This window comes from Kitasatospora xanthocidica, assembly GCF_014656195.1.
GTDB classification, from domain to species: Bacteria; Actinomycetota; Actinomycetes; order Streptomycetales; family Streptomycetaceae; genus Kitasatospora; species Kitasatospora xanthocidica.
The window spans coordinates 175,228-198,136 of record NZ_BNBY01000001.1 but is presented as its reverse complement, the minus strand read 5'-3'; the positions used below and the strand labels follow the sequence as shown (position 1 = coordinate 198,136).

The following is a 22,909-nucleotide window of genomic DNA, read 5'->3' as shown; positions in this document are numbered from 1 at the left end:
GGAGGAACCGTGTCCGACACCACCACCGCCCCGGCCACCGAGCCCACCCACACCTGGCTGATCACCCTGCAGTACCCGGTGCACAACGGCTACGCCGTCGTCACCCACAACGGCAGCATCACCGCCGCCCCCGGCGGCAACCGCGAGCGCGCCTACCTGGACATCCGGGACTGGCTGACCGAGCAGCGGCCGGAGCTGGGCCGCGGCAACGTCCTGTTCTTCTCGCTGGAGCCCTACCGGCTCTGACCCGCACGAACTCCACCCCTTCCCCGCCTGGTCCAAGAAGAGGAGCACGTCACCATGGCCGACCGTGACTCGGTCTACAACGACCCCGCCTACGACATCACCTCCGTCCCGTCGTGGAAGACGCCGCCGCTACACGGCGCCTACGCCCCGAACGCGAAGCTGCCCCCTCGCGTCCTGGCCGGTATCGGCGCCGGCGCGGTGGTCCTGGCCGCGGCCGGGATGGTGGCCTACTCCAACTACGCCTCCGCCTCGGCCGAGGCGGACGTCCGCAAGGCCCAGATCGCCCTCGACAACTCCCGCCTGGAGCTGGAGAAGCAGAAGCAGGCCGCCGACCTGGCGAAGACCGGCGAGCAGGAGACCCCGGCGCAGAAGGCCCGCCGGGAGGCGGTCCAGGCGTGCGTGGCCAAGGTCGGTGGCGGCTACGGCGCCATCGCGGACTGCGGCAAGGCCTTCCCGGCGGGGGACGCGCCGGGGATGGTCAACACCTCCCGCAACGTCGCCTCCGACGACGGCGGCGACGGCCCGAACGCGGGCGTCGGCCTGGTCGTGCTCGGCGTCGCCGGGTCGGCGGTGGCCGTCGGCTGGGTGAAGCGGAAGTTCTCCCGTCCGTAACCGATTGTGACCTCCCCCCACCCACCCCCCATCCGGAGAAGCGCTCTTCCCGCCCGCATAGGTGGGTGGGAGGTGTGTTTCGCGTCGGGTGGGGGGTGGGTGGGAGGTCGCAGAGAGTGAGGAATCGCGATGACCGCCACCGCCGCTTCCGGCGTCCCGCTCCCCCCGCCGCACCCGCCCGCCCCGCCGACCGTGGAACCCGCCCCGGCTTCTCCGGAGGGGGCCACGAAGGGGCCGGGCACCGTCGCCCCCGCCCCGCCCGGGGCGCTCGCTCAGATCCTCGCCCCGGTCGCGCCGGCCCGCCCCGACGAACCGCTGGGCACCACGACCACCCTCGCCCAGACCCCCGACCGCCCCGACCGCAAGGGCGGGCCCGACACCACCGCGGGCCGTGACGGCGCCGCTCAGAATGCCGCACAGGGCGGCGAGCGGGACGGGGCCATCGCGGCCCTGGTGCGGGCACTCGCGGAGCGGCTGAAGCGCACCGGCACCACCACCAACATCAAGCGCCAGCACAGCATCACCGAGAACCGGGTCTCCGGGAACTCGACCACCACCACGAACACCAACAAGGCCGACCGCCAGGCCAAGCACGAGCACTCCGCCCAGCACCACTCCCAGCGCGACGCCAAGACCGCGGACCTGAACAACAAGACCAGCCAGCACCAGCACCAGGGCCGTGACCAGCGCGACGTCAAGAAGAACGACGCCACGGACGCGAAGAACCACGCCAACCGCGACCACCGCAGCAAGGCCGACACCGACGCCAAGTCCGCGGACACGAAGACCAGCAAAGCCGACACCTCCTCGGCGTCGCGGACGGGCAAGGACAGCCGCGACAGCGCGGACCGCAAGACCTCCGACACCAAGGCCGCCAAGGACGACAAGTCGGCCCGGACTGGCAGCGACGACAAGGACCACCGCGACACCAAGTCCTCCAAGGCCTCCGTCTCGAAGGACACCCCCGCCAAGACCGGGGGCAGCAACCCCAAGCCCGACACCCCGCCCGCCGGCGGGACGAAGACCCCGAAGGCCCCCCGCCCGGACAACCCGCCCGGCAAGACCGCGCCCGCCGGCCCGGAAGGCAAGGCCGAGCGCGGCAAGCCCAAGGCGAACCGCAAGGACCCCGCCCGGGACGGCGCGGGCGACAGGAAGCCCGGGCCGAAGCCCGCGGACGCTCCGAAGGGTGCCCCGAAGCCGTTCCTGGGTGCGGGCGGCATGAAGGACAAGGGCGGCCTGGACAGCAAGTTCGGCAGGACCCGCCCCGCCGGTGCGGACGGGTCCCGCCGTGAGCCGGCCAAGACTCCGCCCCCGCCGCCGGACCGGCCGCCCGGGGCCAAGGGCGGTTCGAAGACCCCGCCCGCGGTGCCGCCCGCGCCCGCAGGTGCGGGCGTGCAGGCGAGCGCCGCGGCGAAGGCGGACCCCGTCTCTGTGAACGGTCCCGCCACGCGGGACGGAAGGACGACGATGAACGAACCGAACACCGCCGCCGGAGGAATGGTCCCGGCCGGCGGATCCACCGCGAACCCGCCGGCGAAGCCCCCCGTGTCGCCGACGGAGGCCGCCGCCGCGGCCACCGCCCTGGGGCATGCCCTCACGCCGCCCCGCCGGCCGCGCCGACCCAGGATTCCCGCCCCGACGATGCGGCCGGTCCGCAAGTCGACCGCGGACCTGGCCAAGAACCCGCCCGGCGGGGCCCCGGCCCCGGCGCCTGCCCGCTCGAACGTGCCGCCTCAAACCGCGCCCGGCGGGCGGCCGTCGGCGGAGCCGGTGACGGTCCGGGAGGTCACTCCGCACGCGGTCGACTTCAACGGCATTCGCCTTTCCCGGGGTGAGGTACGCACGTTGTTCCAGTTCGAGAAGCGCATGGAAGCCAAGGTCTCGGTGCTCGCCCGGGTCGCGGAGGACAGCAAGACCGCCCGTGAGCACGCCGTCGCCCACGCGCTGCGCGCCCAGCGCCTCGCCGAGGAGGCGAAGACCGTGCGGGGCGGTGTCGCCCTGGTCAACAAGCTGCGGCGCCTGGCCGAGCAGGCCCAGAAGCTTCGCGTCGACGCGGAGCTGGCCGAGCGTCACGCCAAGCGCGGCGCGGAGGCCGTCAAGGCCTTGGCCTCCAACGCCCGGACGCGCCACGGCGGGATCTACCGGGCCGTCCAGGACAGCCCGCTCACCACCCCGGCCGAGCGGCAGTTCTACCGCGACCAGCAGGGAGGCTGACATGGCATCCGATCTGTCCTACCGCGAACTCGTCCGCCAGGTGCGGCAGTTGGCCCGGGAGGTGCGGCGTGACACCGCCGCCTACCGCACGCTCGCCCAGGCCCAGAAGGCGGAGGCCGAGGACACCGGCCGGATCGCCGAGCAGATCGCCGCGCTCAAGGTCGACGCCGCGACCGTGGCCGAGACCCACGAGGTCGCCAAGGTCATGAAGGGCCTGTCGGATGCCGCGATCGCCTACGCGAGCGCGGCGGAGGAGACCGGCCGCACCGCCGCCGACACCGAGAGCCAGGCGCACACCGACCACGACGGCATCCAGCAGGCCGTCGACTCCTCGTCCGTCCCCATGGCCGACCGCACGTGGTACACCCAGGAGTAGACGCGATGACCACCCCGCAGACCGCCCACACCGCCACGCCCGCCGCCGCGAACCCCGCCACCGAACGGCGGTTCGCCGTCGCCGAGATCGCCGCCCCGCTGGTCGCCGCCGGTGTGACGCCGTTCCTCGACTCGCAGGCCGCCGGCACCCTCGCCACCTTCCTCGCCGCCCCGGTCCTGGTCGCCGGCGCCAACGCCGCCGGGATGCTCTCCGACCGGCTCCTGGACGACCTGCCCGGCGGCGACGTCCTGCGCGCCCACCGCCGCCCCTTCCTGATGTCCACGGTGGCGACGGCCACCGCCGCCGCCACCGCCACGCTCAACGGCATGCCCGGGATCGACGCCCTGCTCGCCGGATGGATGACCATGCCCTCCCTCGCCGGACTGGTCTCCACCGCGTGGTGGGGCACCACCGGCCTAGTCGCCTTCTCCCTGCGCCGGGTCCTCAGCTCGGCCAAGCCTGGCAAGGCCACGGCCCCGGCGGCACCGGCCGGGCCCGCTCCCGAGAGCCCCGTCGACAAGGTGCTGCAGCTGTGGGACGCGCACATCTCCGGCGAGTACGGGGCCTGCCCCGGCCAGCACCTCATCCTCACCGGCCACAGCCTGGTGGCGTGGGAGGGCGTGATCGAAGCCGCGCCCGGTCGGCCGGTGACCGTCACCGCGGCGACCGTCTCCGGCGTCTACCGCATCCCCGCCGCGTGGGTCGACATCACCGAAGGCCCCCACGACAGCTCCCGCCGCATCCACGTACGCCTGACCGCCCCCGCCGAGCAGGACGGCCCGCAGTACTCCGCCCTGGAAGCGCTGTGGCTGCAGCGCGTCGCCCGCCGCGGCGGGTGCATGCCCGGCACCCACCTCGAAGGCGTCACCCCGGATCCGGCGACCGGCGGCGTGGCGGCGTGGGTCATGGCGGACGAGGACACCGACGCCCTCGCCGTGCCCGACCTGTACACGATCGCCGGGGCCCTGCGCACGACGCCGCTGCTGGTCTCGGTCGAGCGCACCGGCAACCCCCGCAAGGCCATCTTCCGCATGATGGACCGCTCCCCGCTGGAGGAAGGCCGGCCCCTGCCGGGGGCGGACACCCTGCTCGCCAACGCCAGCGGGTTCGTCCAGCTCGGCACCGGGGTGAGCGGCAAGCCCTCCCGCGTCCAGGTCTTCGACCCCGAGGGCGGCGCCCGCCACGTCGTCATCGTGGGTGTCACCGGTTCCGGCAAGGGCGGCGTGCTGCAGCTCCTGGCCTTGAGCTACCACGTCAACGGGGCCGCGATCATCTACGCCGACCCCAAGGGCAGCTCCAACCCCGACGTCGAGGACATGGCCGCCTACGCCGGCTGCGGCCTGGACGGGGCGATGGGCGCCCTGCGCGTGGCCTACAGCATCCTGCTCCACCGGATCGAGGAGTCCCGGGAGCTGCGGGCCAAGAACTTCACCCCCACCCCCGAGCGGCCCTACGTCGTCACCATCCTGGACGAGATGGCCCAGCTCCTCGGCGACAAGAGCCCGCACCGCGCGGAGGCCGCGTTCATCGTCCTGGCCCTCGCCACCCTCGGCCGCTCCATGGGCATGCCGCTGGTGCTGTGCGGGCAGATCATGAACCTCGACCAGATGGGCTCCAACACCGCCATCCGCGACAACGTGTTCTACGGCGGCGCGTTGATCCTCCTGCGCTCCGACAGCGCGCAGGCCGGCCGCGTCGACCTGCCGCGGGCGTTCGACGGCATCGACCCCTCCCAGATCCCCGCCTACTGGAAGGGCGACGAGGAAAACCTCATCTACGACCCGAACGTCCCCGAGGACGACCCTCGCCGCACCTTCGGCGTCGGCTACGTCGTCGGCCCCGACGAGCGCGCCGAGATGATGCGCGCCTGGATCCTCGAATCCGCCGCCGGCCACTGGGACCCGGCCAAGGTCGCCATTCCGGGGGACTTCCCCGGATGGGGCGAGCGCGACGCGATCGCCTCGACCCCGGTCGGCCCCGCCGCCGAGGACGCCGACGGTGCCGCGGCTTGGACGCCCGCGTCCGCCTCCCCGGCCCCGGTCAAGGAGCTGACCGCCGAGGAGAAGATCCTCGCCGTCCTGGACGAGCGCCGCGACCCCATGAACATCGAGGTCGGCTACCTGCACCTCGACCAGATCACCGACATGACCGCCGTCACCCGCAAGACCGTCGAGAACACCCTCAGCCGCCTCACCAAGAAGGGTGCCGTCGTCCGCAACCCGGACTCCTCCGGTGAGTACGGCCTCCCCCTCCCCGAGTAGGCAGCACAGCAACCGACCTGACGCGCCGTGGGCGGATCCGCGCCGCCCACGGCAACCATCGACCCGAAGGAACCGCATGGCCCGCCTGCGCCTGAGGTACGCCACCTGGCCCCGCCCCGCGATCCACCTCACCGACACCCCCAACCCGGCCTGCACCGAGTGCAAGGGCGCCGGCGGCTGGACCGAGGACTACGGCGACTACGACACCGGCGAGTACGCCGGCACCGAGGACATCTACTGCGACTGCTGGAACCCCGACCGCACCCACCGCCTGCTGCCCGTCCCGAACTGGATCGCCCGCCGCCTCGACCGCTCCGACCAGGCCACGTGGTACTCCACGGAGCCGCCGTTCTAGCCGGTCTCCGATCTGCTCTGCCCGACCGACCGTGCCGCCCGGACCACCGTCGCAGCCAGCGGCGGGCCCCGGGTGGTGCGGGGGACGGACAGCCCGATCCCACCGATCGCCCCGGAGGGCCACTTGCCCGAGCTCACGCTGAAGCGCACCGGCCCCACGACGTACGAGGTCACGTACGACGGAGCCAGCTACCTCCTGATCAAGCACCCCGGCCGGGCCGACGACAAGGGCCGGCTCGGCCGGTTGTCCTGGCGCCTGTACCCCTGGCCGTCCGCCCCGGGCGTGCTGGAGCCCGCCCTCGCGTACCTCGGCACCCGCCTCGACCACGCCCAGCGCCTCACCCTCCTCGTCCTGGAGGGATGGCGCTTCTACTCCCGCACCACCTCGGCCCCGGGCGGGGAGATCTGGCGCCACACCGACGGCACCACCCGCCCCCTGAACGACCTGCTCGCCGGCAACCACCGCACCGAGGACTGACCGCGCCGGCGCCCGACCGGCGCCCGGCCGACCCACCACCGGACAGCACGAAGCCCCGCGACGACCGCCTGATCTTGGCAAAGAGTCGGTCGCCGCGGGGCCGTGCATCCCTCAACGAGATGGGACCAGCATGCCCGACTTCAACCGCCTCACGCTCGCGATCGTGGACGACACCGCCGACCGGGGGAACGCCAGCGATGGCCACTCCCGCTACGACGCCTACATCGCCCGGCACGTTGACGACTTCCACGAGGACGGCGCGCCGCTCCGTCCGGTGGACTTCGCCATCGCCGCGTGGCGCACGGCCACTGCCCCCGTCATGGCGCCCGGCTACGTGACGGTTCGCCGCGACATCCAGCCGCTCGACGTGTACCGCGACCACCACGGCGGCGCCCAGTTCTGCGCCAAGGTCGGCCTGCGCCACGCCGCGCTCACCCGCCGCCCGGGCGGCCGCCCCCTGGACTGGGAACGCGACCCGTGGTTCCACCCGAGCGAGCAGTGGCCCGTGCTGGTCAGCCCGGACCGCACCGACCGCCCCGCCGTCCTGGTGACCGCCACCGTGCTCCTCCCGATCCCGGACGGCATCCTCCTCGCGCCCACCACGGCCCGGCCCGGCCGCACGCTCACCGAGGAGGCCAGGACCGTCGTCGCCGCCCTCGCCGAGCACGCCAACCGCCACCTCACCCCGCTCGTCAACGACCTGCTCGGGGACGCGTCGTGACCGGCCGCACCCCGCCGCTCGGCGACCAGCGCGGCCTGTGGCAGGCCGTCCTCGCGGCCGCCGCGGGCCGCTGCCAGTGCCGCGGCACCTGCGGCAAGAACCACGACAAGGACGGCGGACGCTGCCCCACCGTCCACGGCGGCTACGGCCGCCGCCACGGCAACGGCCCGGTCCACCTGCTCGCCGCCGCGGCCGCCCCGGACAGCCTCCTCCTCCCGCCGCACCAGGCCGCCGCCCTGCCCAAGGCCGAGCTTGCGGCGTGGTGCCCGGACTGCCACGACGCCACCCGTCGCGCCGCCGGCAAGGCCCGCCAGGCCAGCGCCGCGGCCACCGGGCCCGACGCCCTCTTCGACCTCTGACCGAGTGGGAGTGCCCGTGCCCATCAAGACCGTGACCTGCCACGTCGCCGTGTGCGACGTCTGCGGCACCGCGTACGGCTCCGACCACGACGACGAGTGCGCCGTCCACGCCACCACCCACGAGGCCGCCGTCGAGGTGCTCCACGACGACCCCGAGTGGCTGGTCACCACCGACGGCCGCGTCATCTGCCTGCTCGCCGACCCGGACCACCAGGCCGCCCTCGACGCCCTGATGCCGCCCGCCCCGGCCGCCGTCTGCGACGGCCAGATCGCCCTCGACCTCTGACCCCTCCGCGGGCCGGGGCCCGCACTCACGGGCCCCGGCCCGCCGCACCCGAGAGGACTCCCGCATGACCGATCGGCCGTCCCCGGACCCGCTCAACGCCGCCCTGACCGCCGCCGCCCGCGACTGGTACGTCTTCCCGCTCGCCCCGAACCACAAGTACCCCGCCCTGCACAGCGAGGAGCGGTGCCCGCGCACCGGCCCCTGTGTCTCCGGGCACCTCGGGTGGGAGCGCCGGGCCACCACCGACCCGAACGTCATCCGCCGGGCCTGGTCCCACGGCCCCTACAACATCGGCCTGGCCTGCGGCCCCTCCGGCCTGGTCGCGGTCGACATCGATACCCCCAAGCACCCCGGCGACCTCCCGCCCGCACGGTGGGCCGACCGCGGCATCACCGACGGGCACGACGTGTTCGCCGCGCTCTGCGAGGAGCACGGACAGCCCGCCTACTACGACACGTTCACCGTGCGCACCGGCCGCGGCGGCACCCACCTGTACTTCACCGCCCCGCTCGGGCTCGTCCTGCGCAACACGACCGGGGACAAGGGGCAGGGGCTCGGCTGGAAGGTCGACACCCGCGCCCACGGCGGATACGTCGTCGCCGCGGGAAGCACCGTCGCCGGACGCCCGTACACGGTCGTCCTCGACGTGCCGCCGATGCCGCTGCCCGCCTGGCTCGCCACCCTCCTCACCCCCAAGGCCCCGCCCGCCGCCAAGCTGGACACCGCCGCGGTGCGGGCGAGGATCGGACGACTCCAGGCCTACGTGCAGGCCGCCGTCCGCGGCGAGACCGAGAAGGTCTCGTCCGCCGGAGAGGGCGTCAGGAACCACACCCTGTTCGCCTCCGCCGCCGCGCTCGGCCGCCTGGTCGCCGCCGGCACCCTGCCCGAGCACGACGCCACGGACGCCCTGCTCGCGGCCGGGAGCAAGGCCGGGCTGGGTGAGGCGGAGTGCCGCCGCACCATCGCCAAGGGCCTGGCCCGGGGCGCCGGCGGCGTCGGGCGGGCCGCATGAGCAACCGTCGCCCCTCGTCCCGCCAGGAAAAGCGCTTCTCCGAGCGGGGGCGGCGATCCACCTGACCTGTCCGAACACACCGAAGCGGCCGCCCTCTCGCCAAAGCCGGCGGCCGCTTCATCCAGCCCAACAGACCGGAGACTCAAGCATGACCGATCCCACCCCGCCCGTCACCACCACGGCCGAGGACGGCGCCGCCCTGCTCGACGAGATCGAGCGGCACCACCGCCGTTTCAACATCTTCCCCAGCGAACACGCCTACGTCGCCGTCACGCTGTGGGACGCCCACACCCACCTCATGGACTGCTTCGAGACCACCCCCCGCCTCGCGTTCCTGTCCCCGGAACCCGAGAGCGGCAAGACCCGCGCCCTGGAGATCGTCCAGACCCTCACGCCCAACCCGCTGGTCACCAACGACATCAGCGCCAGTGCCCTGTTCCGCTCCATCTCCGGTGGCGACGACGGCCTGCCGACGATCCTGTGGGACGAGGTCGACACGGTCTTCGGGCCCAAGGCGGCGGGGGCCGAGGACCTGCGCGGTCTCATCAACTCGGGCTACCGTCGCACCGGCGGCGTCACCCGCAGCGTCCGCGAGGGCGACAACCACAAGGTGGTCAAGTTCCCCGTCTACGCCGCCCTCGCCCTCGCCGGCCTCGGCGACCTGCCCGACACGATCATGGGCCGTTCCGTCGTCATCCGCATGCGCCGCCGTGCCCCCAACGAGGCGGCCGAGTCCTTCCGCCAGCGGATCCACGAGCCCGAGGGCCACGTGCTGCGCGACCGGCTCGCCGCCTGGGCCGACACCGTGCGCGAGAAGGTCGAGGGCGCCTGGCCCGAGATGCCCGAGGGCGTCTGCGACCGGCCCGCCGACGTCTGGGAACCCCTGCTCGCCGTCGCCGACGCCGCCGGCGGGCACTGGCCCAAGCGGGCCCGCGCCGCTTGCCTCCACCTGGTCAAGACCGCCAGGGCCGACGACAGCGGGTCGCTTGGCATCCGGCTGCTGACCGACCTGCGGACCATCTTCGACGGCGCCGAGCGCATGCTCAGCAGCACCCTCGTGGAGAGGCTCAACGACCTCGACGACGCGCCGTGGGCCGACCTCGACGGCCGCGCGTTCACCACCCGGACCCTGTCTCAGATGCTCGGCGGGTACGTCACCGCCGCCGGCAAGCCGATCCGCCCCCGCAACATCAAGACCGGTCCCCGGGTCGTCCTCAAGGGCTACTACGCCGAGGACCTCGCCGACGCGTGGCTGCGCTACTGCCCGCCCGTTCCCGAGGAATCCGCTACCGCCGCTACCTCCGCTACCGCGCAGGTCAGGACCCTCTTTCCGGTAGCGGGAGAGGTAGCGGTAGCGGCTACCGACCCGGCCCCCGCCACCGAAACGCCTACCGACCTCACCACCGTCGGCTGACCCGACCTATCCGCTACCGCTACCACATCCGCTACCACCGCACCCCCTCTGACCAGCGCGGTAGCGGAGTAGCGGCGGTAGCGGACCTCAGAGAAGGAAGGGGCCAAGCCCCGCCAAGGTCGATTCGGAGGTTTCGCATGCCCAAGGACCAGGGCGCACTGCCGCCGCTCCACCGCCCGGCCGACATCGCCAAGGCCATCGGCATGTCCGAGTGGTGGGTGAAGGAGCAGGCCCGTCGTGGGCGCATCCCCTTCACCAAGCCTGGGCGCGCATACCGCTTCACTGCGGAGCAGTTCGCCGAGATCGTCCGCATGTACGAGGTGCGGCCGGTTGCCGTGGCCGGACCGCAGACCCGGGTCGCCGCCGTCGCGGTCCTGAAGAAGCCGGTACGTGACCCGCAGCCGACGAGGTCGGGCGTCCGGCTCCAAGCGCGGGTGCCGCGCAGGGCGGCGCTCCACCAGCCGGACGCTGCCTGATCACACCCACATGCCCCGCCCGGCGCCACCGCCGGGCGGGGCCCTGCCGCAGAGAGAACACATTGGGATACGGCGAGAACCGGGGCGACTACTGGCGCGCCCGGTACAAGATCGCGCCCGGCAAGTACGGGACCGTCCTCGACGACAACGGGAAGGCGGTCCGCTTCAAGACCAAGCGCGCGGCCGAGAAGGCCGCCGCGGTCGCCGAGGAGGAGGTGGCCCAGCAGGCCACTCAGTTGCCCGCCACCCCGGAGCCCGAGCGGATGACGTTCGGCGAGTACGCGAGCGGCTGGTACGAGGACCAGGACCTTGCCGTCTCCACCATGCAGAACTACCGCCGCCACATCGAGGAGCACCTGCTCCCCGAGTTCGAGAACGCCCTGATCGGAGAGATCACCAAGGGTGACATCGACGCCTGGGAGCGCAAGGAGCGCGAGCGCGGCTACGCGGCCAGCAGCATCAAGACGTGGCGCGGCACGCTACACCTGATCCTCGCGGACGCCGTGGACGAGGGGCTGCGGGACTCCAACCCGGCGACCCGCCGCCGCGGCCGGGGCAAGCGCGCCGGCCGCTCGCGCAACCGCGGCCCCGAGAAGGTCGTGACCGATGCCCTCGGCATCCTGTTGATCGCCGAGCGGGCCGCTCTGCTCTCTGGCCGCGACGACGAGTTCGTCGCCATCGTGCTCAAGGGCTTCACCGGCATGCGGTGGGGCGAAATCGTCGGCCTGGAGAGCGAGTTCGTCCGCCCGGCCGCCGTCCGGGTCGAGCACCAGCTGTACGAGCTGGACTCCGGCGAGTTCCACCGCTGCCCGCCCAAGGACGACTCCTACCGCACGATCGACACGCCGGAGTTCCTCTCCGCCCTGCTCGCCGGGCAGGTTGCGAGGGCGAGCCAGACGCCCTGCGAGTGCCACGGCCTGCGGTACCTGTTCAGCGGGCACGGCGCCGCCAACGGCGCGGCCCACCGCCCCGGCGCGAAGCTGGTCGATGTCGCGCGGGCGGCCGGCGTCTCCACCGGGACCGTGTCCAACGTGCTGAACCGCCCGGCGGCGGTGGCTGAGGGCACCCGGGTGCGGGTGGAGAAGGCCATGGCTGACCTCGGCTACGTCCGGTGGCAGGCGTCCGGCGAGAACGCGGCGCACTGGCGGAGGAATGGGTTCGCCACCTGGCTGTTCCATCCGGCGGCCACCGGCTGGTACCCGAAGAAGGCCCCGGAGGAGGCCCGCCCGGTGCCGGTGCTGGCCGAGCCGTGGCCCGGCATTCCGGCCCGCGGGCGGGGAGCCGCTGGCCGGGCGCAGGCCTGCTGGCTGCCGATCGCCCGCGGCCTCACCCCGCACGGGCTGCGGCACGCGCACAAGACGATGATGGACGGGCTGCGGACGCCGCCGAAGCTCAAGGACGAGCGGATGGGGCACGAGGACGGCTCGGTCCAGGCCCGCTACTCCCACATCACGGCGGAGATGCGCCGGGACCTCATGGAGGGGCTGACCCGGATGTGGCTCGCGGCACTCGAAGCCCGTCGCCGGATGTCGCCCGGCTCGCCCGTGGCGGTTCTCGACGCCCTGCTGAGGAAGCCTCAGCGGTAGCCCTCGGGAGATCGGTTTTCCGGAGGATTTCTCCCAGGATTCTCCCGAGAGGGCCCGGAAAGCCAGTCAGGGCCGGTCTCCCTTGCGGGAGACCGGCCCTGAGCTGGTCTTACTGGGTCGGGGTGGCGGGATTTGAACCCACGGCCTCTTCGTCCCGAACGAAGCGCGCTACCAAGCTGCGCCACACCCCGGTCTTGCGGTTTGTCGCTCCGTCTCCTTCGCGACGAGTAGAACTCTACCGGACGCTCGCCGAGACACGAAATCCGGTTTCGGGCGGGCGTCCGGTGGGGGTCAGCGGGGGGCCGGGGTGAGGGTGAGGAGGGTGGCTTCGGGGGGGCAGGCGAAGCGGACGGGGGTGTAGCGGTTGGTGCCGCAGCCGGCGGAGACGTGGAGGTAGGAGCGGTGGCCGCCGGCGGTGTGGGTGGAGAGGCCCTTCACTCGGCGGGTGTCGATGTCGCAGTTGGTGACGAGGGCGCCGTAGAAGGGGATGCAGAGCTGGCCGCCGTGGGTGTGTCCGGCCAGGATCAGCGGGTAGCGGTCGGCGGTGAAGGCGTCGAGGACGCGCAGGTAGGGCGCGTGGACGACGGCGAGGGAGAGGTCGGCGTCGGCGGAGGGGCCGCCGGTGACCGCGCTGTAGCGGTCGCGGCGGATGTGGGGGTCGTCGAGGCCGGTGAACTCGAGGTCGAGGCCGTTCAGGGTGAGGCGGCCGCGGGTGTTGGTGAGGTCGAGCCAGCCGGCCGCGTCGAAGCCGTCGCGGAGCTTCTCCCAGGGGTTGTGGACGGCGCCGGAGATGCCGCGGCCGGCGGAGCCGTCGGGGTTGTTCATGCCGTGGACGCCGCTGCGCATCGCCTGGAGGTAGCGGGCCGGGTTCTTGCGGGCCGGGCCGTAGTAGTCGTTGGAGCCGAAGACGTAGACGCCCGGGAACTCCATGAGCGGCCCGAGCGCGTCGAGGGTGGCCGGGACGCCGAGCGGGTCGGAGAGGTTGTCGCCGGTGTTGACCACGAGGTCGGGGCGCAGGCCGGCCAGGCTCTGCAGCCAGCGCTGCTTCTTGCCCTGGCCGCTCACCATGTGGATGTCGGACACCTGGAGGATCCGGAGCGGCCGGGCGCCGCGGGGGAGGACGGGGACCTCGACCCGGCGGAGGCGGAAGGCCCGGACCTCGTACCCGGCGGAGTAGGCGAGGCAGGCGGCGCCGGCGGCGGCGATGCCGAGGGGAACGGAGTACAGCGGTCGCATCAGCCCATGCTCTCAGACGGTTGATCAGCCGGCGCACCGCCGCCGGGCGCACCGCCACCAGGGGTGCCGGGCGCCGGGGGCGGAGCGGCCTCGCCCTCGCGGCGGGCGCGCAGGGCGCGGACCTTGTGGCGGTTGCCGCAGCGTTCCATCGAGCACCAGCGGCGCCGGCCGGGCCGGGAGGTGTCGACGAAGATCAGTTGGCAGTTGTCCGCGCCGCATTCGCGGACCCGGTCCGCGTGCGGGCCGGTGAGCAGGGCGATGGCGTCCCGGGCGAGGGTGGAGACCAGCTGGGAGCCGTCGGCGGGCGGCGGGGCGGCCGGGGTGCCGTCGGGGGCGATCCGGGGGACGAGCGGGGGGTGCTCGGCGGCCCGGTTGAGGACCTCGTAGTCCTCGGCGGGGCCGGGGCCGCCGTGGGCGCGGGCGGCGGCGAGGCGCCAGAGGGCGTCGCGCAGGGTGCGGGCGGCGGCGAGCTCGGGGCCGGAGACCCGGACGGCGTCGGCGGGCAGGCGCAGCCGGGACCGGGGGAGCCAGGCGGAGAGGTCGGCGGGCCGGTGCAGCACCTCGTAGCGGGCGTACGGGCCGGGGCCGCCGGTGGTGAGCAGTTCGAGGCAGAGGGCGCCGGGGTCGAAGTGGAAGCGGCTGCCCGTGGGGGTGGTGAGGACCAGCCCGGGCGGGGTGGTGTTCCGGTCGTCTCCGTCGCTCATGGGGCCAGGATAGGTGTAACCGGGTCAACGGGTTACGGGTCGGGCGGGGAGCGGGGCGCCGGGAAAGGCGAGGTGCCCGCCGGCTCGTGCGCGGCGGGCACCTGCGGGGTGGGGCGGCGGATCAGGAGGCCGGGTCGACGCCGACCTTCACCACCGCGTTGGCCTTGTCCACGAAGACGACGGCCGGCTTGAGGTCCGCGGCCTCGTCGTTCTCGACCGAGGCGTAGGCGATGATGATCACGGTGTCGCCCGGGTGGACCAGACGGGCCGCGGCGCCGTTGATGCAGACCACGCCCGAGCCGCGCTCGCCCTCGATGACGTAGGTCTCCAGGCGGGCGCCGTTGTCGACGTCGACGACGTGGACCAGCTCGCCGGGCAGCAGGTCGGCGTTCTCCATCAGGACCGGGTCCAGGGTCAGCGAGCCGACGTAGTGCAGCTCGGCCTGGGTGACGGTGGCGCGGTGGATCTTCGACTTCAGCATGGTGCGTCGCACGTTCTCAACCTCACAGGTGTGGAATTTCGACAGGGCGGTACGGCTGACGAGCGGGTACGGCGGACGAGCGGTACGGCGGACGGACGGGTACAGCGGACAAGCGGTACGGCGGACGGGCGGTACCGCGGGGGAAACGGTTCAGCGGGCGAAGGCGAGCGACACGTTGTGCCCGCCGAAGCCGGAGGCGTTGCAGAGGACGGCCGCGGGGCCGGAGGGCAGTTCGCGCGGGGTGTCCCGGACGACGTCCAGTCCGAGGCCCTCCTCCGGGTTCTCCAGGTTGACGGTCGGCGGGACGACGCCGTCGGACAGGGACAGGACGGCCGCGACCGCCGCGAGCCCGCCGGCGGCGCCCAGCAGGTGGCCGGTCATCGACTTGATCGCCGAGACCGGCACGGCCCCCGGCCCGAACACCGTGCGCAGCGCCGCGGCCTCGGCCGCGTCGCCGGCCGGGGTGGACGTGGCGTGCGCCTGGACGTGCCGGACGTCGGCCGGGTCCAGCCGGGCGTCGGCCAGGGCCCGGCGCAGCGCGGCGGCCAGGCCGCGGCCGTCCGGGCGCGGGCCGGTGGGGTGGTGCGCCTCGGAGGCCTGGCCGGCGCCCGTGAGGACGGCGTACCGGTGCGCTCCGCGGGCCCGGGCGTGGCGCTCGCTCTCCAGCACCAGCACCCCGGCGCCCTCGCCGAGGACGAAGCCGTCGCGGTCCCGGTCGAACGGCCGGGAGGCGCGGTGCGGCTCGTCGTTGCGGCCGGAGAGCGCGCGCATGGAGGCGAACGCGGCGGCGACCAGCGGGTGGACGCCCGCGTCCGCGCCGCCCGCCACCACGACGTCGGCGCGGCCGAGCCGGATCAGGTCCAGCGCGGTGGCAATGGCGTCGGCGCCGGCCGCGCAGGCGGCGGACGGGGCCGAGGCCTGCGCCTGGGCGTTGACGTCGAGGGCGGCGAGTGCGGCGGTGTGATTGCCCATCAGCATCGCCACGGCGTGCGGGGAGACCCGGCGGGCCCCGCGGGTGCGCAGCTCCTCGTGGTTGTTCACGACGGTGTGCACGCCGCCGATGCCGGTGCCCAGCACCACCGCGACCCGCTCCGGGTCCGGGGTGTCGGGGGTGCCGGCCGGTCCGGTGTAGCCCGCGTCCGCCCAGGCCTCGCGGACGGCGGCCAGGCCGAAGGCGCCGACCCGGTCCACCCGGCGGGCGAGCACCCGGTCCAGGAGCTCACCGGGTTCGGCCGCGGCCCGGGCCGCGATCCGGACCGGGAGCTCGGCGGCCCAGGGGTCGTCCAGGGCCGCAACGGCTCCGCGCCCGGCGAGCAGCGCCGACCAGGTGTCCTTGGCCGTCGCTCCGAGGGGGGTGACCGCGCCGAGTCCGGTCACCACCACGGCTTCACCGCTGCGGTCGTACGTCATGCCGGCTCGGACTCCATGGCGGCGACCAGGCTCTGCGGCCGGATGTCGGTCCAGTTGTTCTCGATGTAGTCCAGGGCCTCCTGACGGCCGGACTTCTCGTGGGCCACCGTCCAGCCGGCCGGGACCTCGGCGAACGAAGGCCAGAGGGAGTGCTGCCCTTCCTCGTTGCGCAGCACCAGGAACGTGCCGTCCGGGTTGTCGAAGGGGTTCTGCATCGGACTCGTGCCTTTCGTCGCGGGTGGCTCTACGGGTCGTGGTGGGTCGTGGTGGTTCGGGCGGGCTCAGCGGACGTCGGGGTCCGCGAAGCCGGGGGAGGAGGAGGGGGAGGAGGAAGCGGTGACCGGGACGCACAGCGCGGCCAGGCGGCGCGGGGTGCGCTGCTGGAAGACCGCGCGGACGTCGACCGGACGGCCGAACGCGGCCTCGATCCGGCCGGACAGCCGCAGCGCGGCCAGCGAGTCGCCGCCGCGGGCGAAGAAGTCGTCGTCCGGGCCGAGGGGGTCGAGCGCGCCGGCGGCACCGGACGCGGCCTCGATCGCCTCGGCCGCCAGGACCGCCAGGGTGTCCTGGGCGGCCCGCAGGGCGTCGGCGTCCGGCAGCAGCTCGCCGGGCTTTGCCGAGGGCCGCTCGGCGATCGCGTGCAGCAGGGTGACCAGGAGGCCGCCGGCCCGTTCGGCGAGCGCGGCCGGGATCAGTTCCGGCCGGTGGCTGAGGGCGAGGTGCAGCCGCTGCTCGGGGGTGACGGTCAGCCGGACGGGGTAGTGGTACGGGTCCTGGCCGTAGGTGTCGGTGATCCTCAGATCGCCGGAGGACCCGGCCGAGCCCGCGTCGGCGGTCGACCCGACCGCCTCGGCGGCCGCGTAGTTCTCGAACACCAGGCAGCTGTCGAAGAGTTCGCGCTGCCCGGCGCGTCCGGCGGCGCGCAGGACGGCGCCGGGCGCCAGGTACCGGTGCGGGGCGAGTTCGGTCTGCTCCCGGTGGAGGTCCCGCAGCAGGGTGCCGAGTCCGGCGTCCGGGTCCAGCCGTACCCGGACCGGCGTGGTGTTGATCAGGAGCCCGACCAGGTCCTCGTGGCCGGGCAGTTCCGGGGTGCGGATCGACCCGGTGGCGCCGAAGACCGGTTCGCGGACGCCGGTGAGCCGCCGCAGGGTGAGCGCCCAGGCGGCCTGGACGACCGTGTTGAGGGTGACGCCGTGGTCGCGGGCGGCCCGGCGGAGCGCCTCGGTGGTCTCCTCGGGGAGTTCCGCGGTGCGCCGCACCGGCTGGGCGTGCACCCGGGCGGGGTCGCCGTCCGGTGCCAGCAGGGTCGGTTCGGCGCCGGACAGGGCCTTCTGCCAGGCGGCGCGCGAGGCCTCGCCGTCCTGCCGTTCCAGCCAGCCGAAGTGCCGGCGGTACGGGACGGGGTCGGGCAGGCCGGACTCGTCCCCGCGGTGGCGGTAGAGGTGGGCCAGGTCGCGCAGCAGGATCGCGCTGGACCGGCCGTCGACCAGGATGTGGTGCAGGGTCAGCACCAGCAGGTGGCGGCGGCGGCCGACCCGCGCCAGCAGGCCGCGGACCAGCGGGGAGCGGGCCGGGTCGAAGGGCTCGCGCCGTTCCGCGGCGAGCGCCTCCCGCTGCCGCTCCTCGTCGGCGCGGCGCAGGTCGAGTTCGCGCCAGGGCGCCTCGGCCCGTTCGTCCAGGACCTGCACCGGCTCGCCGGAGGGCAGCAGCGCGAAGCGGGCGCGCAGTGCCTCGTGGCGTCGCACCAGGGTCCGGAAGGCGGTGCGCATCCGGGCCGGGTCGAGGTCGCCGTCGAGTTCCAGCACGGTCTGGACGGTGTGCAGGTCGGTGCCGCCGTGCTCGTAGCGGGCGTGGAACAGCAGGCCCTGCTGGGCGGGGGTGAGCGGGAGCACGTCCGCGACCGGGCCGTGCTCGGCGAGGGCGTCCAGCTCGTCCTGGGTGATCCGGACCAGCGGGACGTCCGAGGGGGTGATCCCGTGCGCCGCGGGCCGGCCGGCGAAGGCGGCGAGGGCGCGCAGCGCGGCCGTCCACTCCTCGGCCAGGGCCCGGACCTCGGGCTCGGCGAGCAGGCCGGGGGCCCAGGACCAGGTGGCGGTGAGCCGCGGGCCGGCGCCGTCGTCCTCGGCGACCGCGTTGACCTCCAGCGGGTGGGCCATCGGCTGGTCGGGGTGGACGGGCGGGGCGGCGGTCTCGCCGGCCGGGCGCCAGTCCGCCTCGGGGGCTCCGGCGGTGAACCGGCCGAGGTAGTTGAAGGCGAGCTGCGGGTGAGGGAGGCCGCCGAGGGCGGCGCGGCCCCGGTCGTCCAGGTAGCGCAGCAGTCCGTAGCCGAGGCCGTGGTCGGGGGCGCCGCGCAGCTGCTCCTTGACCGTCTTGAGCGCACGGGCCAGGTCGGCGTCGTCGAGGCGGGCGGTGCCGGGGGCGAGCAGGACGGGGTGCAGGGTGGTGAGCCAGCCGACCGTACGGGTGAGGTCCAGGCCGTCGAGGTCGCGGCGGCCGTGGCCCTCCACGTCGACCAGCAGGCCGCCGGTGGCGCGGGCCCGGGTGGCGGCCAGGGCGAGGGCGGTGAGCAGCACCTCGTCGGGGCCGGCCCGGAAGGCCGCGGGCAGGGTGGTGAGCAGGGCCTCGGTCTCGGCGGGGGTGAGTTCGACGGTCAGGCTCCGGGCGGTGCCGTGCACGTCGCGGGCCGGGTCGGCGGCGCGGTCGGTGAGCTGCGGGCCGGCCTCGGCGAGGGTGCGGCGCCAGTGTTCGAGCTGGGCGGCGAAGTGCGGGCGGCCGGCGGCCTCGGCGAGGGTGTCGTACCAGCGCCGCAGCGAGGTCGGCACCGGGTCGAGCGCGGCGGCCCGGCCGGCGCCGGCGGCCTGCCAGGCGGCGTGCAGGTCGGGCAGCAGGACGCGCCAGGAGACGGCGTCCACGGCCAGGTGGTGGACGAGGACGAGGAGTCGGCCGGTGGCGGTGCCGGCGTCGAACCAGACCGCCTGGAGCAGGTTGCCGGCGCGCGGGTCCAGCCGGCGGGCGGCCTCCTCGGCGTGCTCGGTGACGGCCGCGGCGAGGGCGTCGGGGCCGAGCCCGGCGACGTCGACCCGGCGGACCTGGTCGGTGACGTCGACCCGGCGGACCTGGTCGGAGGAGGGGCGTGACCCGGCGGTGTCCGGGTCGGCGGCGGGGACGGACAGCGTCCAGTCCTCGGTGAGCCGCATGCGCAGCGCGCCGTGCCGGTCGAGCAGCGCCCGCACCGCGCCGGTCAGCTGCTCCAGGCCGAGCCCGGCGGGCACGGCGAGCAGCGTGGACTGGTTGAACGAGTCGATCGGGCCGCCGAGTTCGCGCAGCCGGTGGACGATGGGCGGGGCCGGGAAGTCGCCCAGCCCGTCGTCGTGGGCGACCGGGGCGGCGGTGCCGGCCGCCGGGCCGGCCAGGGCGGCGAGCGCGGCGGCCGTACGGTGCTCGAAGACCTGCTGGGCGGTCAGCTCCAGGCCCGCGCCGCGCGCCTTGGCGACCAGCTGCAGGGAGGTGATGGAGTCGCCGCCGAGTTCGAAGAAGCCGTCGTGGACGGAGCGCACGTCCCGGTTCAGCACCTCGCCGAACAGCTTGACCAGCAGTTCCTCGGCCGGGTTGCGCGGCGGCCGGCCGGTCGAGCGGTCCCCGGCGAGCTCGGGGACGGGCGGCAGCGCGGCGCGGTCCAGCTTGCCGTTGGGCGTGAGCGGGATCTCCGGTACGGGGACGAAGGCGTCCGGCACCATGGCGGAGGGCAGCCGGGCGGCGACGTGCTCGCGCAGTTCCCCGGGCCCGGGCGTGCCGTCGGGGACGAGGTAGGCGACCAGCCGGTCGGCCTGCGGGCCGCTCCGGACGACGACCACGCAGTGCCGCACCGCCGGGTGCTCGCAGAGCACGGCCTCGATCTCGGCGGGCTCCACCCGCTGGCCGCGGATCTTCACCTGGTCGTCGGCGCGGCCGAGGTAGACGAGTTCGCCGTCGGCGCCCCACTGGGCGACGTCGCCGGTGCGGTACATCCGCTCGCCGGGCGCGCCGAAGGGGTTGGCGACGAAGCGCTCGGCGGTCACGCCGGGGCGGCGGACGTAGCCGCGGGCCAGGCTCGGGCCGGCGATGTAGACCTCGCCGGGCACGCCGGCCGGGACGGGGCGCAGCCAGGTGTCGAGGACGTGCATCGCGGCGCCCGGGATCGCCCTGCCGATCGGGACGGCGCCGAGGGCGATCTCGTCCTCGGGGCCGCTGCGGAACTCCATGCAGCCGACGGTGGCCTCGGTGGGGCCGTACTCGTTGACGGCGGTGGCGGTCGGGTTGCCGGCCCGCCAGGCGCGCAGCATCGCGCCGGACAGCTGCTCGCCGCCGACCACCAGGTCACGGGTGGGGGAGAGCCAGGTGTGGGTGTCGGCGAGCAGCGGCATCTGGCTGGGCGTCACCTTGGCGAAGGCGGCCGGGCCGAGGTCGGTCGGGGCGGCCTCGGTGAGCTCGGCCATGTGCACCCGGCCGCCGGCGGTGAGCCCGCCCCAGACGCCGGTGACGGTGAAGTCGAAGGAGATCGGCGACTGCACGATCGCGGTCTCGGCCAGCCCAGGGTAGGTGTGCCGGGCGAACTCCAGGTAGACGCCGACGGAGCGGTGCTCGACCTGGACGCCCTTGGGGCGGCCGGTGGAGCCGGAGGTGTAGATCAGGTAGGCGCCGTTGCCGGGGCGCAGCGGGCGGACCCGCTCGGCGTCGGTGACATTGCCGTCCGGGTGCGGTTCGGCCAGGAGGTCGGCGGGCAGCAGCGCCTCGGGGGCCGGGAGTTCGCCGCTGGCCGGATCGGCGAGCAGGGCGGCCCGGTCGGTGAGCACGGCGGCGGGCCGGGCGTCCTGGAGCATGAAGGCGATCCGCTCGGCCGGCAGCGCCGGGTCGATCGGCAGGTAGGCGGCGCCGGACTTCAGCACGCCGAGCAGGGCGACGACCAGCTCGGCGTCGTGCGGCAGCAGGACGGCGACGATCGACTCGGGGCCGATGCCGCGGGCGATCAGGGCGCGGGCGATCCGGTTGGCGGCCGCGTTGGTGTCCCGGTAGCTGAGCGTGCGGTGCCGGTCGGAGAGGGCGACGGCGTCCGGTACCCGGTCGGCCTGGGCCTCGAACAGCGCGGGCACGGTGGTCTCGGGCGCGGGGCCGCGGGCCGGGACGCCGGGGGCGGGCAGGGCGGCCCGGGTGGCGTCGTCGAGCAGGTCGAGGGCGGCCGTGGGGGTGTCGGGGGCGGCGGCGAGGGCGGTGAGCGCGGCCTCCAGCCGGCGCAGCACGCCGCGGGCCGTCTCGGCGTCGAACACCTCGCGGCGGTGGGTGAGTTCGAGGATCAGCCGGTCGCCGGGGACGACCACCAGGCTGAGCGGGTAGTGGGTGGAGCCGCGGGCGCCGTCGGGGTCGGCGGCGACCAGGTCGTCGGCGAGCGGGGAGATCCGCAGGCCGGCCAGCGGCCGGGCGGCCCCGTCGTCGCCGCTGCCCGGGTCGGCGAGGGCGAGGAAGGTGTCGAAGAGGGTGCCGTGGCCGGCGCCGCGCTGGATCTCGGGCAGCGGGAGGTGGTGGTGCTCGGTGAGCGCCGACTGCTCGCGCTGGACCCGGTCGAGGAGGGTGTGCAGCGGCTCGGCCGGGTCCAGGCGCACGCGCACCGGCACCGAGTTGATGAGCAGTCCGACCATCTCCTCGACCCGCGGGGCGGCGGCGGAGCGCACCGAGACGGTCTGCCCGAAGACGACGTCCGTCTTCCCGGTCAGCGAGGCGAGGGCGAGCGCCCAGGCGGTCTGCGCGACGGTGTTGAGGGTCAGGCCGCGACCGCGGGCGGCGTCCCGGACGGCCGCGGTGAGCTCGGCGGACAGCTCGGCGGTGACCAGGTCGGGGAGCTCCTCGGCGGCGCCGGTGTGCTCGGGGCCGGTCACGGTGGGCGCGTCGAGGCCGGCGAAGGCCTGCCGCCACGCCTGCCGGGAGGCCTCGGCGTCGCGTTTGGCCAGCCAGGCCAGGTAGCCGGTGGCCGGGACGGCCTTCGGCAGCGCGGTATCCTCGCCGCCGGCCGCGTAGATCGTCACCAGGTCGCGCAGCACGGTCGACAACGACCAGCCGTCCAGCAGGATGTGATGGTGCGTCAGAACGAGGACGTGCGACTCGGGGGCGGTCCGGACGATCGAGAAGCGGATCAGCGGCGGGGCGCCCAGGTCGAAGCCGTGCAGCCGCTCCTCGGTGAGGTGGCGCAGCAGCGCGGCGTCCGTGCCCCCGGCGTCCGTGCCCCCGGCGTCCGTGCCCCCGGCGTCCGTGCGGTCGCCCGAGTCGGGCCCGGCCAGGTCGAGTTCGGTGACCGGGACAGTGACCTTGCGGTGCACCAGCTGGACGGCCTGCCCGTTCTTCCGCTGCTGGAAGGAGGTGCGCAGCGCGGTGTGGCGGCCGACCACGGCCCGGCAGGCGGCGCGCAGCCGGTCCCGGTCGAGCGGGCCGTCCAGCCGCAGGGCGGCCTGGCTGACGTACTCGTCGACGCCGCCCTGGCCGAGCAGGGAGTGGAAGAACAGCCCCTCCTGCAGGGGCGCGAGCGGAAGGACCGCTTCCAGCGGTGAGTCGTGGGCAGGCACTGGGTGATCTCCAACCGGGGCGGGTCGCGGTCGCACGGTCCGCGGGCGACGTCCGGCACCGAACGGCCGGTATCGCCGGGGGGCGGGAACGAG

At 74.7% G+C, this 22,909-nt stretch carries 20 protein-coding genes and 1 tRNA gene; 14 read left to right on the top strand and 7 right to left on the bottom strand.

What is annotated here, in order from left to right:
* Positions 1-9: 9 nt before the first annotated feature.
* The 14 genes from IE332_RS00800 to IE332_RS00735 all read left to right on the top strand — a co-directional run bounded on the left by IE332_RS00800 (position 10) and on the right by IE332_RS00735 (position 12,395).
* Positions 10-246, top strand: coding sequence for a hypothetical protein (locus IE332_RS00800; protein ID WP_189913085.1), 237 nt, complete (start codon positions 10-12; stop codon positions 244-246).
* Between the two features lie 54 nt (positions 247-300).
* Positions 301-858 (top strand): hypothetical protein, encoded by a 558-nt coding sequence (locus tag IE332_RS00795; RefSeq protein ID WP_189913084.1) that lies wholly within the window; start codon positions 301-303, stop codon positions 856-858.
* A gap of 129 nt (positions 859-987) precedes the next feature.
* Positions 988-3,072 carry a hypothetical protein gene (locus IE332_RS00790; RefSeq protein WP_189913083.1) on the top strand — a complete coding sequence of 695 codons (2,085 nt, stop codon included), beginning with the start codon at positions 988-990 and terminating at the stop codon, positions 3,070-3,072.
* Between the two features lies 1 nt (position 3,073).
* Positions 3,074-3,448, top strand: coding sequence for a hypothetical protein (locus tag IE332_RS00785; protein WP_189913082.1), 375 nt, complete (start codon positions 3,074-3,076; stop codon positions 3,446-3,448).
* Between the two features lie 5 nt (positions 3,449-3,453).
* The gene (locus tag IE332_RS00780) at positions 3,454-5,709 is read left to right on the top strand and encodes an FtsK/SpoIIIE domain-containing protein (protein WP_189913081.1); all 2,256 of its coding nucleotides are present in this window, start codon (positions 3,454-3,456) and stop codon (positions 5,707-5,709) included.
* A 76-nt stretch (positions 5,710-5,785) separates the two neighbouring features.
* Entirely contained in the window at positions 5,786-6,064 is a 279-nt protein-coding gene (locus tag IE332_RS00775; protein WP_189913080.1) for a hypothetical protein, read from the top strand.
* 123 nt (positions 6,065-6,187) lie between these two features.
* Positions 6,188-6,541, top strand: coding sequence for a hypothetical protein (locus tag IE332_RS00770; RefSeq protein WP_189913079.1), 354 nt, complete (start codon positions 6,188-6,190; stop codon positions 6,539-6,541).
* A 130-nt stretch (positions 6,542-6,671) separates the two neighbouring features.
* Positions 6,672-7,262 carry a hypothetical protein gene (locus IE332_RS00765; protein WP_189913078.1) on the top strand — a complete coding sequence of 197 codons (591 nt, stop codon included), beginning with the start codon at positions 6,672-6,674 and terminating at the stop codon, positions 7,260-7,262.
* Positions 7,259-7,621 carry a hypothetical protein gene (locus tag IE332_RS00760; RefSeq protein WP_229928186.1) on the top strand — a complete coding sequence of 121 codons (363 nt, stop codon included), beginning with the start codon at positions 7,259-7,261 and terminating at the stop codon, positions 7,619-7,621. The genes IE332_RS00765 and IE332_RS00760 overlap by 4 nt, the downstream gene beginning before the upstream one ends.
* 16 nt (positions 7,622-7,637) lie before the next feature.
* Positions 7,638-7,907 carry a hypothetical protein gene (locus IE332_RS00755; RefSeq protein ID WP_189913077.1) on the top strand — a complete coding sequence of 90 codons (270 nt, stop codon included), beginning with the start codon at positions 7,638-7,640 and terminating at the stop codon, positions 7,905-7,907.
* Positions 7,908-7,971: 64 nt separating this feature from the next.
* Entirely contained in the window at positions 7,972-8,919 is a 948-nt protein-coding gene (locus IE332_RS00750; protein ID WP_189913076.1) for a bifunctional DNA primase/polymerase, read from the top strand.
* Positions 8,920-9,067: 148 nt separating this feature from the next.
* Positions 9,068-10,333 (top strand): DUF3631 domain-containing protein, encoded by a 1,266-nt coding sequence (locus IE332_RS00745; protein ID WP_189913075.1) that lies wholly within the window; start codon positions 9,068-9,070, stop codon positions 10,331-10,333.
* A gap of 137 nt (positions 10,334-10,470) precedes the next feature.
* Positions 10,471-10,809 (top strand): helix-turn-helix domain-containing protein, encoded by a 339-nt coding sequence (locus tag IE332_RS00740; RefSeq protein WP_189913074.1) that lies wholly within the window; start codon positions 10,471-10,473, stop codon positions 10,807-10,809.
* Positions 10,810-10,871: 62 nt separating this feature from the next.
* The gene (locus IE332_RS00735) at positions 10,872-12,395 is read left to right on the top strand and encodes a LacI family DNA-binding transcriptional regulator (protein ID WP_189913073.1); all 1,524 of its coding nucleotides are present in this window, start codon (positions 10,872-10,874) and stop codon (positions 12,393-12,395) included.
* A 117-nt stretch (positions 12,396-12,512) separates the two neighbouring features.
* On the opposite strand, the gene IE332_RS00730 is transcribed toward IE332_RS00735, so the two are convergent.
* From IE332_RS00730 to IE332_RS00700, 7 genes are all read right to left on the bottom strand, one after another.
* Positions 12,513-12,586 (bottom strand) — tRNA-Pro (locus tag IE332_RS00730).
* Between the two features lie 100 nt (positions 12,587-12,686).
* Positions 12,687-13,631: a metallophosphoesterase gene (locus tag IE332_RS00725; RefSeq protein WP_189913072.1), complete on the bottom strand. Its 945-nt coding sequence runs from the start codon at positions 13,629-13,631 to the stop codon at positions 12,687-12,689.
* Positions 13,631-14,335: a CGNR zinc finger domain-containing protein gene (locus tag IE332_RS00720; RefSeq protein WP_189913071.1), complete on the bottom strand. Its 705-nt coding sequence runs from the start codon at positions 14,333-14,335 to the stop codon at positions 13,631-13,633. Before IE332_RS00720 ends, IE332_RS00725 begins: the two co-directional genes overlap by 1 nt.
* Positions 14,336-14,456: 121 nt before the next feature.
* On the bottom strand, positions 14,457-14,828 hold the full coding sequence (gene panD, locus IE332_RS00715) for an aspartate 1-decarboxylase (protein ID WP_189913070.1): 372 nt from the start codon (positions 14,826-14,828) through the stop codon (positions 14,457-14,459).
* A 138-nt stretch (positions 14,829-14,966) separates the two neighbouring features.
* Positions 14,967-16,226: a beta-ketoacyl-[acyl-carrier-protein] synthase family protein gene (locus tag IE332_RS00710; protein ID WP_189913069.1), complete on the bottom strand. Its 1,260-nt coding sequence runs from the start codon at positions 16,224-16,226 to the stop codon at positions 14,967-14,969.
* Positions 16,223-16,441 carry an MbtH family protein gene (locus tag IE332_RS00705; RefSeq protein ID WP_189913068.1) on the bottom strand — a complete coding sequence of 73 codons (219 nt, stop codon included), beginning with the start codon at positions 16,439-16,441 and terminating at the stop codon, positions 16,223-16,225. Before IE332_RS00705 ends, IE332_RS00710 begins: the two co-directional genes overlap by 4 nt.
* A gap of 66 nt (positions 16,442-16,507) precedes the next feature.
* Positions 16,508-22,816 carry a non-ribosomal peptide synthetase gene (locus IE332_RS00700; RefSeq protein ID WP_189913067.1) on the bottom strand — a complete coding sequence of 2,103 codons (6,309 nt, stop codon included), beginning with the start codon at positions 22,814-22,816 and terminating at the stop codon, positions 16,508-16,510.
* Positions 22,817-22,909 lie beyond the last annotated feature (93 nt).

Excerpts from the sequence above, each read along its gene's own strand:
- IE332_RS00740 (WP_189913074.1), top strand. The coding sequence starts at position 10,471 with ATGCCCAAGGACCAGGGCGCACTGCCGCCGCTCCACCGCCCGGCCGAC.
- IE332_RS00785 (WP_189913082.1), top strand. The coding sequence starts at position 3,074 with ATGGCATCCGATCTGTCCTACCGCGAACTCGTCCGCCAGGTGCGGCAG.
- IE332_RS00750 (WP_189913076.1), top strand. The coding sequence starts at position 7,972 with ATGACCGATCGGCCGTCCCCGGACCCGCTCAACGCCGCCCTGACCGCC.
- IE332_RS00795 (WP_189913084.1), top strand. The coding sequence starts at position 301 with ATGGCCGACCGTGACTCGGTCTACAACGACCCCGCCTACGACATCACC.
- IE332_RS00765 (WP_189913078.1), top strand. The coding sequence starts at position 6,672 with ATGCCCGACTTCAACCGCCTCACGCTCGCGATCGTGGACGACACCGCC.
- IE332_RS00775 (WP_189913080.1), top strand. The coding sequence starts at position 5,786 with ATGGCCCGCCTGCGCCTGAGGTACGCCACCTGGCCCCGCCCCGCGATC.
- IE332_RS00725 (WP_189913072.1), bottom strand. The coding sequence starts at position 13,631 with ATGCGACCGCTGTACTCCGTTCCCCTCGGCATCGCCGCCGCCGGCGCC.
- IE332_RS00745 (WP_189913075.1), top strand. The coding sequence starts at position 9,068 with ATGACCGATCCCACCCCGCCCGTCACCACCACGGCCGAGGACGGCGCC.
- IE332_RS00720 (WP_189913071.1), bottom strand. The coding sequence starts at position 14,335 with ATGAGCGACGGAGACGACCGGAACACCACCCCGCCCGGGCTGGTCCTC.
- IE332_RS00710 (WP_189913069.1), bottom strand. The coding sequence starts at position 16,226 with ATGACGTACGACCGCAGCGGTGAAGCCGTGGTGGTGACCGGACTCGGC.
- IE332_RS00790 (WP_189913083.1), top strand. The coding sequence starts at position 988 with ATGACCGCCACCGCCGCTTCCGGCGTCCCGCTCCCCCCGCCGCACCCG.
- IE332_RS00780 (WP_189913081.1), top strand. The coding sequence starts at position 3,454 with ATGACCACCCCGCAGACCGCCCACACCGCCACGCCCGCCGCCGCGAAC.
- IE332_RS00705 (WP_189913068.1), bottom strand. The coding sequence starts at position 16,441 with ATGCAGAACCCCTTCGACAACCCGGACGGCACGTTCCTGGTGCTGCGC.